Source organism: Vibrio maritimus, assembly GCF_021441885.1.
GTDB classification, from domain to species: Bacteria; Pseudomonadota; Gammaproteobacteria; order Enterobacterales; family Vibrionaceae; genus Vibrio; species Vibrio maritimus_B.
This window is the reverse complement of sequence record NZ_CP090439.1, coordinates 1,839,462-1,852,900: the sequence shown is the minus strand read 5'-3', so window position 1 is coordinate 1,852,900 and position 13,439 is coordinate 1,839,462. Positions and strand designations below refer to the sequence as shown.

The following is a 13,439-nucleotide window of genomic DNA, read 5'->3' as shown; positions in this document are numbered from 1 at the left end:
GAATCTGTTAGTAAAACTTACATTAAGCTTAACTAAAACTCGTTATTTTTCAGAGAAACGTATCACTATAATGCGATTATGATTTGAATTTTTCGAGATGTATCAATGAAAGCGAGCCAGTCAACCATTGCTATGAGCTATATGCTGTCTTCAACCCTGAGTTTGTCCGTAACTGGATTGATAACTGGGTATTTAGCGAATTATTTTGTTGCTGTCGATCTTGCTCTGATTCGATTCTTAGTTCCTGCCGTTATTCTGTTTGTTATCCTTACAATAGCAGGTTTGCGATTACCTCCCACATCGATGCGTAAAGTGTTGGCGATACGCGCGTTTAGTATCGCAGCTTGTCAGTTGTGCTTTATCTATGCGTTGGGGAAACTGTCACTAATCGAAAGTGTTGTGTTATTTGGTACTGGTCCTCTGTTTATCGCACTGTTCGAGAAGTGCCTATTCAACATTGAGCTTACTGCTCGGACTACCACAGCATTGCTGTTTACGTTTATTGGGGTGATTTTCCTGGCTGGCGACCCCTCAGGTTTCACTTTCAAGCCCGAACTCTTTATTGGGTTATTGTCAGGAGTGTTCAATGCAGGTTCACAGTTGAGTCTACATCGAGCATCAAAAGGAGAGATGTCGGGAGTTGAAAACAACGCGTGGACGTTCTTAATCGCGGGTATCTTCTTAATACCTTTTGCTGTGATATTTCATAAGGCCATAGGTGTTGATTACGGTATCGGAGACATATCAACCATTATGTATGCCGCCATTGCAGTATTAACAGTGATGATCATCAACACTCAGGTATGTAGATACAAAGCTTACAAGAGTGCAGCAACCAATACACAAGTTGCTCCACTGATCTATACCAATTTAGTGTTTACGGCGATGTTCCAGTTTACTCTGTTTGACACAACATTTACTTTGAGTCAGTTAGCTGGCATCGCACTGATCATTTTAGGGAACAGCATTCCCGCTTTATACCCATTACTTAAGCTGAGATATTTTTCTCACAACCAGAAAACTCAACCTCAAAACGCGCCAAATTGATTCTCATAATGAAAAATGAAACTTGGTGCAATTTAAGTGATTGAATTTAAAAGTTTAAATAGTTGGCACGTGTTTTGTACCTTCAGTCTCAAGCCATCAGCAAAGGGACAAACTCATGGTACTAGCACACAAATACAGATCACTAACAATACTTGGGAGCGGGTTAGCAGCATCGCTGCTAGGCTTCGAGAGTCACGCGACTGCGTTCGATACTTGCCCTAGCAAAGCCTATCTTTTCCAAGCAAACCCGGTAAAAGTATACGGCGTCAACTTGGTGACAGGCTCAACGAGCTTGTTGCAAGGCGATACGGGGCTTAATGCAAATATTAATGGGGTAGGTTTCGACTTTGATGGCCGATACATCTACGGCTACGATACCACGAACAAACGTATCGTTCGCTTGGGTAAGGATTTTCAAGCAGAGATATTGAATACTTCCGGACTTCCCACAGACCATACGTTTTACGTAGGTGATGTATATGAAAGTGTGTATTACCTCTACCGTAAAGGAAAAGGTCTATTCACCATTGATCTAACTCCACTTGAATCGGACTCAAGCGCGGTGCTTGCCGTAAATCGTGTCACTACACGCGCTGTGGTTAACCTAACAGACTTCGCGTTTCATCCTAGTGACGGAAAGCTGTATGGTATCGACAACAATTCCGGTGCTCTATACTCGTTTGATGCGAGTACGGGGCAAGAAACCTACATCGGTGACACCGGTGAAACGGGTACATTTGGTGCCGGATACTTCGATGTCGATGGTTATTACTATGTTTCTCGCAACCAAGACGGCCAGATCTACCGTATCGATCTATCACCGGGCAATGCAACAAACATTTCCAATGGTGTCGTCCCGGCGGTCAAATTCGCTGACGGTCCAAATTCGAACCAAAACGATGGTGCTCGCTGTGCAAACGCACCGGTTATCGATGAGGACTCTAACATCGACTTCGGTGACGCTCCTACTACTTATCAAACCAAACTCGCCGATAATGGCCCTAGACATGAGTTGGATGGCTCAACATGGCTAGGTGATTCGGCACCTGATGGCGACCAAGACGGCAGAGCGAACAACCTCGCCGATGACGAAACTGGAATTGACGACGAAAACGGTGTTGGTTTCGTAACAGCCATAGAACCGGGCTTGGATAGTATTGTTCGCGTAAATGCGTCAACCTCGGGATATCTATCGGCTTGGTTCGACTGGAACCAAGATGGCGACTTTGCAGATGATGGCGAGCAGGTATTTACAGACCAGCTTCTCGACGCAGGTAACAACGATCTCGTTTTTACTGTTGATGCAGCCGCATTTATCGGTACTACTTGGAGTCGATTCCGCTTCAGTCAACAAACAGGTCTAGATTACTTCGGTGGTTCTACTTCTGGCGAAGTTGAGGATCACGAGGTAGCAGTCACAGGTGAAGGGTTGTCTGTGCGTTACTACCCAAGTGCGACAGATTATGCCACGGTCGCTTATGAAGATAACTGGCCTTACACAGCAGACTACGACATGAATGACGTCGTTGTTAGCTACCGAATCACGGAGATCCTACGAGACGACAATGTTGTTAAATCGAAAATCGAAGGTCATCTTGGAGCCGTTGGTGCTTCTTACCATAACGGCTTTGCTATTCGTCTGAAAGGTTTGAATAGAACGGATGTTGACGCAGCAACAACTCGTCTCATCAAGAATGACGTTCAAGCAGAGAGTAGTGGTTTAGAAGCCATTTCGAATGAGGCAATCTTTATCATCAGCGAAGACACATCCGAGTACAAACATGAAAGCTGTGAATTCCACAGAACCCTGTTGTCTTGTGCGAAGGAAGACGTACAGCTCAACTTTACTCTTCATGTCAACATCGTCGATGGTACGGACACCACATCTCTTATGGCCATGCCTTACGACCCGTTCATCTTTGCTACGCCAGGTTACTACCACGGTGAAGGTTATTTCCAACCGGGCAGAAAGTGGGAAGTGCACCTACCTAACTACGAACCGACAGAGCAGTTTGACGCAGATATGTTTAGTGGTTTAGGCCGAGATGTCAGTAATGCGGCAACAGGTACCTACTTCAAGACAGCAGAAAACTTACCGTGGGCTCTACTAGTCAATGACCAATGGCAGTGGCCGACAGAAAATACGGATTTGATAGAGGCGTACCCAGAATATGCAACGTATGCCGAATCTAGTGGCGAACAATCGCAAAACTGGTTCGAATCGCAATTCGCCACCCCTGGCAAATGTTATATCCCATAGGAGACGCGTCATGAAAGCACTAACAGTAACATCAATTATTTCTCTAGGTTTAGTCGTTGGCTGTGGCGGTGGTGGCGGCGGTGAGGGTGGCTCAGGTGGTAGTGTTGCAGCAGAGACTCCGCCGGCTGTAGCACCTGCACCGGAACCTACACCAGCGCCTGCGCCAACACCAGTTTCAGTAGCTCGAACAATGGAGGATTTATCAATACCAGATAGCTTTGATTATCAACCGATAGAGGAATATTCACTAACAATCGATGCTTCTAGCGATGTAAGTGGAAGAGCTTTTGTCACTGTATATACCGAGTTCGAAGAGTTAGCTTCTGGAGAGGTAGAGCCCAAGTACGAAAGTAAAGTGGCGTCACAAGCCCTCACTTCTGGTAAAGCAAAGCTATCTTTCAACGCAGCTGAACATGTCGGTACCTTTTTAGTGGAAATATGGACGTATGATGGTAACGATCCAGTGAAAAAGCAGATATCTGCAACAAGCTCAACGTTGACCTGGTAGCTGCCAAAGACGTAATCCTATTTGCTGTGTGAAAAAAGCCCTGCCATCGCAGGGCTTTTTATGGCTTGTACCGACTCAAGCAAGTACAATGCGAGAAAAGTCACATGTAATGAAAGCAATGAATCAAGATTACGTAAATGAGCCGGAAGACTTCGACTACGAAGAAGGCGAAGAGATTGAAATTGAAGCGATTGGAATCGAAGTATCAAGTCATCCAATTGAACTGTACAAATTGTTCAAGGTTGCCAACTTAGTTGGTGGCGGTGGTGAAGCTAAGCACTTTATTGCAGAAGGCTATGTTGCGGTAAATGGAGAGTTAGAAACTCGTAAGCGCCGCAAGATGTATGATGGCGACTTTTTCGAATTCAACCAAGAATACTATGTTGTAGTTTGTGACCAACCACCGATGGAGCCAGAAGAAACGAAAGCGAGCACGCAAGTTGCTTCATCAGATAAGGCAAAGAAAGAAAAAAGTCGCAATAACAGCTCAAGTGTTGGCAAGAAGCAGAATAAAGCGAATAATGCAGCTTCAAAAAAGTCTAACAAAAACGGTTCAAGCAAAGAGCAATCAAAGAAAGCACCATCGAAAAAGAGTGGCAACAAAGATCCTAACAGTGGTCGTGGGTCCATTGACTTCTTTTAAAGAGGTAAGACTAAAAAACTGTAATATCTTTGATTGATACTGGTCTTTAGCTTAAAAATGTCGAGGAGAGAAGAATGAAACTTGTGGTGGATACCCATACCCATACCCATACTTATGCGAGTGGTCATGCCTATAGCACGATTAAAGAAAACGCTGAAGCTGCAAAAGCCCACGGCTTAGAGATCTTGTGCACTACGGACCACGCTGAGTCTATGCCGGGAGCGCCGCACTTTTGGTTCTTTTCAAACCAACGTGTAATTCCTCGATTTTTATCCGGAGTTGCGATTATTCGAGGCGTTGAAGCTAACATACTCGATACTGAGGGTAACATTGACGTTCATCCAACTTCCTATAAATCATTAGATTGGATTATTGGAAGTTTCCATGAACCGGTATTTAAGCCGTCGACTAAAGAGGCACATACTACGGCACTTTTGAATGTCATTGAGAGTGGCGACGTTGATGCGCTTGGACATTTGGGAAATCCGAACTTTGATTTCGACTTTGATGCGGTTGCAGCATGTGCGGCCAAGCATAATGTGGCTATTGAGATTAACAACTCTACCCTTAGAGGACATAGCCGAGTAGGAAGCGTCGAACGCTGTTATGAAATAGCACGTGCCGTAAAAGCTGCGGGTGGTTATATCACAACTGGCAGCGACTCACATTTTTACGACACCATTGGCAAATTTGACCTGACTGAAAAACTTCTGCGAGAAATCGAGATGCCAATGGATAAAATTATTACCAGTTCGGCAAGACAGTTCTTAGATTTTCTTGAGCTCAGAGGGCGCGAGCCAATTGCTGAATTTGCAGAACTGTAAGTAAAGCGTTAAACGTTTCTAAACAATTTTTATCCCTCTTGTAAATCCAGTTCAAGTACAATGTCGAAGCCCTCAGGCAACTGAGGGCTTTTGCACTCAAAAGGACCAACAATGATAAAAACAAACCTAATTAGCCTAGTCGCTTTAACTGCGCTCGTATCTACGTCAGCTTTTGCGAGTGAGCCATTTGATCTCAAGAAAAACATGCAAGCGATGAAGCTCGCGTTTAAACAAGCAGCAGAAGCTCAATCTGTAGAAGAGATGCGTGTGCCCGTTGATACACTGGATAAGTTGATTGCAGACTCTAAACAAGGGGACTATCCACCAGAGAAAGCGGACTTGTACCAGGAAGGGTTTAAAAAATTGTCGCAAGCGATTGAAGAAGTAGATTCTGAATTGGAAAGAGGCGATCTTGAATCCGCAAAACAGTCCCTTCGTGAAGTGGATAGTCTTCGCCTCGAATATCACGATAAGCGCAACCCAAGTATTTGGAAGCGTCTATTTGGTTAGCAAAAAGGAGCACCTAGGTGCTCCTTTTTGATTTATTGAAAGTTATCTTGTGATTACTATGCCTTAGCAAACTTATAGGTGCGGTAACCACCAATCAAGTTGCGAGCCTTAAAGCCATTATTGACTAATTGGCGATAAGCCACGTTACCACGTAACCCAACTTGGCAGTAGATTACAATCTCTTTGTCTTTTGGCAGTTCGTTCATTCGACCGCGTAGCTGATCGACAGGGATATTAATCGCACCTTCGATAAAGCCAACGTTCTCTAACTCACTTGGATTACGCACATCGAGCAGCACTTGATCGTCGTTTAAGTTGTCTATTTCATCGAAGTGGATAGGGGTTGCATCGCCTTTCAGTATGTTGTTTGCTACAAATGCGGCTTGGTTGATCACATCCTTAGCGCTACCGTACGGAGGCGCATAAGTAAGCTCTAAGTGTTGGAGCTGTTCAACCGTCATGCCAGCACGCTGTGCCACCGCAAGCACATCAATACGCTTGTCGACACCGTCTTTACCAGCCGCCTGTGCTCCAAGGATCTTGCCTGTTTCAGGGCTAAAGAGTAGTTTCAGTGACACTATCTCTGCCCCTGGATAATATCCAGCGTGACTTGCAGTATGAACGTATACTTTTTCGTAGTTGATGCCTTCACGTTTGAGGACTTTTTCATTTTTGCCAACTGACGCTACGGCTAAATCAAATATCTTCACAATGGCAGTGCCTTGTGTACCTTGGTACGTTTCACTGCGTCCCAGCATGTTGTCTGCAGCCATACGACCTTGGCGGTTTGCCGGTCCAGCGAGTGGAACAAATCCCGCTTTGCCTGTGACAAAGTCTTTATCTTCAATGGCATCACCAACCGCGTAGATCGAAGGATCACTCGTCTGCATACTGTCGTTGGTATAAATGCCGCCAAGTTCGCCAAGTTGTAGACCTGCTTCTTGTGCTAGCTTAGTTTCTGGGCGTACACCGATTGACATAATCAGTAAGTCGGTTTCGAGTGTATCGCCATTATTCAATGATAGAGCCAACTTACCTTGCAGATGCTGATGTTCACTTGATTCACCGGCACTGGTATCAGCAACTTGAGTTGAAGGGATGTACTCAACAGATTCAAGCGCTGCACCTAAACGTAGATCTATGCCGCGTTGCTTGATTTCCGCGTGTGCAAATCCAGCCATTTCTTTATCGACAGGCGTCATTACCTGATCAGCCATTTCGATAAGCGTTGTTTTGATACCCAGCTGGTGGAAGGCTTCCATCATTTCTAGGCCAATGAATCCACCACCAATTACCGTTGCATGTTCTGGCTTATTCATCTGAATGGTTTGAATGATGCGGTCCATATCAGGAATGTTGCGCAGCGAATGGGTTAGGGGATTATCAATTCCCGGAATCGCAGGAACGAACGGTGCCGCACCCGGACTTAAAAGAAGGAAGTCGTAAGATTCCTGATATTCACTTCCGTCTAGAAGATTTTTGATCGTCACCGTTTTGTCAGCGCGGTTGATCGATTTTACTTCGTTCATTACTCGAACATCGACGTTAAAACGCGCCAAGAAACTCTCTGGTGTTTGAAGTAGCAGTTTGGAGCGATCTTTTATGTCTCCTCCAATGTGGTAAGGCAGTCCACAGTTTGCAAATGACACGAATGGTCCACGTTCAAACATGATGATTTCAGCGTCTTCACTCAGACGACGAGCACGCGCAGCAGCGGAAGCGCCACCAGCAACCCCACCTACAATTACAATCTTAGTCATACCTTACCTCTTTGTTTTCTTTGGTACTTTGCCCAAAAAATTAATTCAGTTCACTAACGGATGAGCAACACTATAATCGCTAAAATTAGAAATGTCTAATATAATTTTGGCTAAATATTAAAAACCTAATTAAGTATTGACTAAATTAATGAGTGCTTAGATAATGCATCCAATTATTCAACACATTGAGGTAGCAAGGTGAACTTACCGCAAATGAAAGCGAAAGTCGTGGATGTCGCTGACGTACTAAAAACACTGGCTCACCCGGATCGTTTGTTTGTGTTGTGCCAGTTAGTAGAAGGAGAGATGGGTGCTGGACAACTACAGGAAAACTCAGATCTCAGCCAATCCGCTTTTTCTCAACACCTAACTGTTTTGAAAAAGGCGAAGTTAGTCTCGGTTAGAAAAGAGTCCCAACACGTTTACTACTCACTGAAGGATGAACGTGTAATTGGGCTGATCCAACAATTGCATTCGCTCTACTGTCATTAAACCCCACCGTTTAAGTTGGTTTAACTTGCAGAGTTTTCTCATGAGTTCTGCAACTTAAATCATTTTAAGTTCTAATTTCAATGAGGTAGTTATGGAATTTACATTTCCTTGGGGTTCGCTCTTGGGCGGAATGCTACTCGGTGTATCAGCTACTTTACTGTTACTGTTTAACGGTAAAATAGCCGGTATTAGTGGTATTGTCGGTCGCATTTACAAAGCTAAAACTGGCGATACCAGTTGGCGCGTGTTGTTTGTACTTGGCATGGTTTTGGGCGGCGTTCTGTCTGCAAAATGGCTAGGTATCGCACCCGCTGAAATGGTGGTGTCTACACCACTCGTAATAGTCAGTGGACTACTAGTTGGCATTGGTACCAAGTTGGGTAATGGCTGCACGAGTGGTCATGGCATCTGCGGAATGGGGCGTCTATCTAAGCGTTCGATTGCTGCCACAATGACTTTTATGGGCGTTGCCATGGTAACGACCTTCGTTATGCTTCATGTACTTTAGGAGACAAAGATGCAACGTGTTATTTCTATACTAAGTGGATTTTTGTTCGGTGCTGGCATGATCATTTCAGGCATGGGCGATCCAGCCAACGTCATGGCATTTCTAGATATCTTTGGAGCCTGGTCTCCAGATTTGGCGTTCGTAATGGGCGGTGCGCTACTTGTTTTTGCTCCGAGCTATTGGTTGGTGATCCGTAAGAAGCAAGAGCCAGTTTGTACCGATCAGTTTTGTTTAAGTGACAATAACAAGATAGACAAAATGCTGTTGAGTGGCGCCGCGTTGTTTGGCATCGGCTGGGGTATTGCAGGTATCTGCCCTGGGCCAGCGATTTCATCTATGGCAAATGGCAGTTTTGGGATTTTGGGTTTTGTGGCTGCTATGTTAGTTGGCATGGTGCTTACCGACATAGTCGTGGAAAAGCGCGCAACATCAGAGTTGGCAAACCAGTCATAATATCAACCAATTAAAGATAGTTTTTGTGGGCCCGATCGTACGATCGGGCCTTTTTTTTGCTTAATTTTTAGAGGGATAGTGATACGAATTTGGTAAATTAGCAAATTCTAAATTTAACATTAGACAAAGCTAATTTATATGGTTATATTAGCAATATCTAATTATAACTCGTGAGGTCAAGATGAAATCTACTCTAGCTAAGTGGGCAGTAGTAGTCGCTGTTCTGGGAACACCAACAGCCTACGCTTTCGACACCACAATTATTGCTATCAAACGCGTTGATTCTATTGTGGAATTAGATGGCACTGTAGAAGCCGTTAATCGCGGAACGCTATCTGCACAAACCTCCGGTCGCATCGTTGCTGTGAATGCTGATGTGAATGACATCGTTAGCCAAGGTGATGTACTCCTAGAAATCAGTGCAGAGCAACAGTCAGCATCATTAGATGCAGCATTAGCCCAGTTAAACAGCGCCAATGCTCAAAATATTATGGCGTTAGCGCAGATAAAGCGTTATCGCGAACTCTTTCCTAAAGGTGCAATTTCTAGAGAACGTTTAGATGCAGCTGAAGCCGAAGCGCGCTCCTCTGCTGCAGAGGTTAAACGAGCAACGGCCGCTGTCGCACAGGCGAAAGAGTCGTTGGGCTACACCAGCATTCGTGCTCCTTATACGGGAGTTGTTACTCAGCGTCATGTCGAACTGGGCGAAACGGTCGCTCCAGGCAGTCAATTGATGACAGGGTTTTCACTGTCGCCTCTTCGTGTGGTAACAGAAATTCCTCAGCGCTACCGTGAAAAAGTCACAGATGCCAATCAGTTTTCTATAACCACTCTCAATGGCGCGACCCTTGAGCCATACGAGGCTAAGCTGTTTAACTACGCTCATGAAAAATCTCGTGCCTTCCGCCTTCGTCTAGAGCTTCTTGAGCAGCCACAAAATTTACTACCAGGTGAGTGGGTGAAAGTCGCCTTTACCTATGATGAAAAACCATCGATTCAAATTCCAGAGTCCGCTGTTATTCGCCGCGGAGAACTGAGTGTTGTCTATCGTGTGGACGATGAAAAAGTGGCGATGAATCCAGTACGAGTGGGTCAATCCCATGACGGTCAACTTGAGGTACTTAGTGGCCTTGAAGTGGGCGATGAAATTGTTACCGATGTCGTCAGCTATTTGGCCGAGAAGTAGGGGGCGGTATGAGTCATAACATAAACGACGAGAAGATGGGAATTTCTGGCCGTATTGCAGCCGCATTCCAGTCATCGGCAATGACGCCTCTATTAGCTTTGATTGCACTGCTGGTTGGATTGATGGCGATTGCCGTGACGCCTAAAGAAGAAGAACCGCAAATCGATGTGACCTTCGCCGATGTCTACATTCCATTTCCGGGCGCGTCACCTAGAGAAGTAGAGAGTCTAGTTACCAATCCGGCTGAGCAAATCGTGTCAGAGATCAACGGCATTGACAAAATATACTCGTTCTCCCAACCAGGTGGAGCAATGATTGTTGCGATATTCGAAGTCGGGATCCCAAGAAATGAAGCCGTGGTTAAGATATACAACAAGCTCTATTCCAACAACGACTGGATGCCGGCAAACATGGGGGTTGGGCAGCCTATTATCAAACCTCGTGGTATTGAAGATGTTCCGATTGTAAACGTGACCTTGTCACCTAAGTCAGACTCAGCATCGCTAGAAGAGATCACCAGTGTGGCTCATGGGTTGGAAACAGAGTTAAAACGCATTCCAGGTACGCGAGATATCTACACGGTTGGCCGTCAGCCAACAATTGTTGATGTTAGGCTCGACCCTGCAAAAATGTCAGGTTACGGTGTCACTATAGATTCGCTTAATCAGATGTTGCCGGATGCTAACTCAGCATCACCTATGCTCGCTTTGACACAAGACAACCAGTCCATACCTCTGCAAATAGGTGAGTTTCTTACCAACGTTGATGAAGTTAAGCAGCTAGTGGTCGGTTTACATGATGGTCAGCCTGTCTACTTGTCGGATATTGCAGATATCAATTTAGGAATAGATACGCCAACGCAAGTTGTTTGGACGAGTGACAAGAGTGACATTAAACCAGCAGTGACAATCGCGATAGCTAAGAAAAGCGGTGAGAACGCGGTGGATGTGGCTAAAGCGGTTGATGAACGTTTAGGTGAGCTCGAAAGCACTCTAATTCCAGATAACATTCAGGTAGATGTGACTCGCGATTATGGCCAGACTGCTGCGGATAAAGCCAATACATTGATTGGTAAGCTTGCTTTTGCAACGGGAGCGGTCGTTCTGTTGGTTCTTGTGACTATGGGCGTACGCGAAGCGGTTGTGGTTGGTGTCGCAGTCATTATCACTTTGTTGCTGACTCTATTCGCATCATGGGCTTGGGGATTTACCCTTAACCGTGTGTCGTTGTTCGCGCTTATTTTCTCGATCGGGATTTTGGTCGATGATGCCATTGTTGTGGTGGAAAATATTCACCGACATATGGTGAAAGGCAAGCAAAAATTGGCGGAGCTTATTCCCGGTGCAGTCGATGAAGTTGGTGGACCCACTATCCTAGCGACTTTAACTGTTATCGCTGCTTTGTTACCAATGGCGTTTGTATCTGGCTTGATGGGCCCTTATATGAGCCCAATTCCGATCAATGCGTCAATGGGGATGCTGATCTCGTTGATTATCGCGTTTGTATTAACGCCATGGTTAGCTCGAATCCTGCTGAAAGAGAGCACTGACCATAAAGAAGAGGTCAGTAGCAAACAATCGACTTTCTTTAGAAAGGTCATGTCACCGTTTGTCGTTAGTCGAGTGCAAAAACGCAATCGTTTATTGCTAGGTGTCGGTGTTTTGGTGGCGATTGCCGTATCAATGTGGCTACCTGTACACCAGCTCGTCGTCATGAAAATGTTGCCGTTTGACAATAAGTCTGAGTTCCAAGTGATTTTGGATATGCCAGAGGGCAATTCGTTAGAGCGCACGCAACGCGTGTTGTTCGAGCTCAGCGATGCGCTTAATGATGTCGAAGAAGTCAGTGATTATCAGATTTACGCAGGCACTGCGGCACCTATTAACTTCAACGGATTAGTGCGCCACTACTTCATGCGCCAAGCACCAGATAAAGGGGACATTCAAGTTAACTTAGTGGATAAGTCAGAGCGCGCTCGTTCAAGCCATGAGATTGCTGTCGAAGTGAGACCAAAGCTTGTAGAGATTGCACAGAAATTTGGTGGCAAAGTGAAAGTGGTTGAAGTGCCTCCGGGTCCACCCGTGTGGTCACCAATTTTGGCAGAAGTGTACGGCCCGACACAAGAAGTCCGCGAACAAGCCGCACTGCAACTTAGAGGGATATTTCGCGAAACGGATGACATTGTTGATGTCGATCTCTATTTACCAGAAGCGCATCAAAAATGGCAGGTAGTCATTGATCGTAGTAAAGCCTCTCGCTTAGGCGTCGCCTATTCATCAATTGTCGATTCACTTGCGACTGCAGTAGGCGGAAAGCCTGTGAGTTACTTACATAGCGAGCAGAGCAAATATCCGATCCCAATTCAGATCCAGGCCAAAGAGAGTGCCAAAGTGCGTTTGGAGCAGGTGATGAATATGAAGATCAATTCTGCATCGGGTACGCAGTATATCCTTGCCGATTTAATTAAGGTACGTGAGCAAGCGATGGATAATTATATTGTTCATAAAAACCTGGTTCCAATGATCATGGTTGTGGGTGACATGACCGGTGAACTCGATAGCCCTCTCTATGGTATGGCCGATATATCAGCAAGCCTTTCGGATAAAGGCATGGATGTAGAGCAGTACTTTGTCAATCAGCCCTCAGGACTCAAAGGCGTAGAGATCTTTTGGGATGGCGAGTGGACGATTACCTACGAGACTTTCCGAGACATGGGTATTGCTTATGCAGTTGGTATGGTGCTGATTTACTTGCTGGTAGTCGCACAGTTTAAATCGTACTTAGTGCCGCTGATTATTATGGCGCCGATTCCATTGACTATTATCGGCGTGATGCCGGGTCATGCGTTACTGGGGGCTCAGTTTACCGCGACGTCGATGATCGGCATGATAGCGCTTGCGGGCATTATTGTTCGAAACTCAATACTGTTGGTGGATTTTATTAACCATCAGTTAAGAGATGGAATGGAGCTTGGTGCAGCGGTGATTGAGTCGGCTATCGTCCGTGCTAAACCTATCATGCTCACCGCACTGGCTGCGATGATTGGCGCGGTCTTTATTTTAGATGACCCAATCTTCAATGGGTTAGCGATAAGTTTGATATTCGGCATCTTCGTATCGACATTATTAACCTTACTGGTGATTCCGATTCTGTATTACGTCGCATTAAATCGCGGCATAGTGAAAGCGGCTGTGTAGTAACGCCGTCGTAGCGGAGAGCTCCGTGTTAGAAACGGAGCTTTTATTTGT

The 13,439-nt window shown here is 45.3% G+C and carries 11 protein-coding genes and 2 pseudogenes; 12 read left to right on the top strand and 1 reads right to left on the bottom strand.

The genetic code is table 11. From position 1 onward, the window contains the following. The first annotated feature begins 105 nt into the window (after positions 1 to 105). The 7 genes and pseudogenes from LY387_RS24720 to LY387_RS24695 all read left to right on the top strand — a co-directional run bounded on the left by LY387_RS24720 (position 106) and on the right by LY387_RS24695 (position 5,792). On the top strand, positions 106 to 1,047 hold the full coding sequence (locus LY387_RS24720; protein WP_234496791.1) for a DMT family transporter: 942 nt from the start codon (positions 106 to 108) through the stop codon (positions 1,045 to 1,047). Positions 1,048 to 1,162: 115 nt separating this feature from the next. Then, complete coding sequence (locus LY387_RS24715) at positions 1,163 to 3,307, top strand: LruC domain-containing protein (RefSeq protein ID WP_234496790.1); 2,145 nt, start codon at positions 1,163 to 1,165, stop codon at positions 3,305 to 3,307. Between the two features lie 10 nt (positions 3,308 to 3,317). Then, positions 3,318 to 3,815, top strand: a complete 498-nt coding sequence (locus LY387_RS24710; protein WP_234496789.1) for a hypothetical protein — start codon at positions 3,318 to 3,320, stop codon at positions 3,813 to 3,815. Between the two features lie 118 nt (positions 3,816 to 3,933). Further along, positions 3,934 to 4,458, top strand: coding sequence for an RNA-binding S4 domain-containing protein (locus LY387_RS24705; RefSeq protein ID WP_234497848.1), 525 nt, complete (start codon positions 3,934 to 3,936; stop codon positions 4,456 to 4,458). 74 nt (positions 4,459 to 4,532) lie between these two features. Beyond that, positions 4,533 to 5,216: pseudogene (locus LY387_RS24700) on the top strand (phosphatase); the annotation flags it as partial. After that, positions 5,202 to 5,282 (top strand): annotated as a pseudogene (locus tag LY387_RS27295) (phosphatase); the annotation flags it as partial. The pseudogenes LY387_RS24700 and LY387_RS27295, both read left to right, overlap by 15 nt. Before the next feature lie 111 nt (positions 5,283 to 5,393). Then, complete coding sequence (locus LY387_RS24695) at positions 5,394 to 5,792, top strand: cytochrome b562 (protein WP_234496787.1); 399 nt, start codon at positions 5,394 to 5,396, stop codon at positions 5,790 to 5,792. A gap of 56 nt (positions 5,793 to 5,848) precedes the next feature. Here LY387_RS24695 and LY387_RS24690 read toward each other — a convergent pair whose 3' ends face one another. After that, entirely contained in the window at positions 5,849 to 7,552 is a 1,704-nt protein-coding gene (locus LY387_RS24690) for an FAD-dependent oxidoreductase (protein WP_234496786.1), read from the bottom strand. Positions 7,553 to 7,765: 213 nt separating this feature from the next. On the opposite strand from LY387_RS24690, the gene LY387_RS24685 reads away from it, so the two are divergent. From LY387_RS24685 to LY387_RS24665, 5 genes are all read left to right on the top strand, one after another. Continuing rightward, a complete protein-coding gene (locus LY387_RS24685) occupies positions 7,766 to 8,044 on the top strand; it encodes an ArsR/SmtB family transcription factor (protein ID WP_234497847.1) in 279 nt (92 codons plus the stop codon). Positions 8,045 to 8,135: 91 nt separating this feature from the next. Beyond that, entirely contained in the window at positions 8,136 to 8,552 is a 417-nt protein-coding gene (locus LY387_RS24680; protein WP_234496785.1) for a YeeE/YedE family protein, read from the top strand. A gap of 9 nt (positions 8,553 to 8,561) precedes the next feature. Beyond that, entirely contained in the window at positions 8,562 to 9,005 is a 444-nt protein-coding gene (locus tag LY387_RS24675) for a YeeE/YedE family protein (RefSeq protein ID WP_234496784.1), read from the top strand. Between the two features lie 181 nt (positions 9,006 to 9,186). Beyond that, on the top strand, positions 9,187 to 10,191 hold the full coding sequence (locus LY387_RS24670; RefSeq protein ID WP_234496783.1) for an efflux RND transporter periplasmic adaptor subunit: 1,005 nt from the start codon (positions 9,187 to 9,189) through the stop codon (positions 10,189 to 10,191). 8 nt (positions 10,192 to 10,199) lie between these two features. After that, the gene (locus LY387_RS24665; RefSeq protein WP_234496782.1) at positions 10,200 to 13,388 is read left to right on the top strand and encodes an efflux RND transporter permease subunit; all 3,189 of its coding nucleotides are present in this window, start codon (positions 10,200 to 10,202) and stop codon (positions 13,386 to 13,388) included. Positions 13,389 to 13,439 lie beyond the last annotated feature (51 nt).

Excerpts from the sequence above, each read along its gene's own strand:
- LY387_RS24705 (WP_234497848.1), top strand. The coding sequence starts at position 3,934 with ATGAATCAAGATTACGTAAATGAGCCGGAAGACTTCGACTACGAAGAA.
- LY387_RS24710 (WP_234496789.1), top strand. The coding sequence starts at position 3,318 with ATGAAAGCACTAACAGTAACATCAATTATTTCTCTAGGTTTAGTCGTT.
- LY387_RS24670 (WP_234496783.1), top strand. The coding sequence starts at position 9,187 with ATGAAATCTACTCTAGCTAAGTGGGCAGTAGTAGTCGCTGTTCTGGGA.
- LY387_RS24675 (WP_234496784.1), top strand. The coding sequence starts at position 8,562 with ATGCAACGTGTTATTTCTATACTAAGTGGATTTTTGTTCGGTGCTGGC.
- LY387_RS24665 (WP_234496782.1), top strand. The coding sequence starts at position 10,200 with ATGAGTCATAACATAAACGACGAGAAGATGGGAATTTCTGGCCGTATT.
- LY387_RS24685 (WP_234497847.1), top strand. The coding sequence starts at position 7,766 with ATGAAAGCGAAAGTCGTGGATGTCGCTGACGTACTAAAAACACTGGCT.
- LY387_RS24680 (WP_234496785.1), top strand. The coding sequence starts at position 8,136 with ATGGAATTTACATTTCCTTGGGGTTCGCTCTTGGGCGGAATGCTACTC.
- LY387_RS24720 (WP_234496791.1), top strand. The coding sequence starts at position 106 with ATGAAAGCGAGCCAGTCAACCATTGCTATGAGCTATATGCTGTCTTCA.
- LY387_RS24690 (WP_234496786.1), bottom strand. The coding sequence starts at position 7,552 with ATGACTAAGATTGTAATTGTAGGTGGGGTTGCTGGTGGCGCTTCCGCT.
- LY387_RS24715 (WP_234496790.1), top strand. The coding sequence starts at position 1,163 with ATGGTACTAGCACACAAATACAGATCACTAACAATACTTGGGAGCGGG.
- LY387_RS24695 (WP_234496787.1), top strand. The coding sequence starts at position 5,394 with ATGATAAAAACAAACCTAATTAGCCTAGTCGCTTTAACTGCGCTCGTA.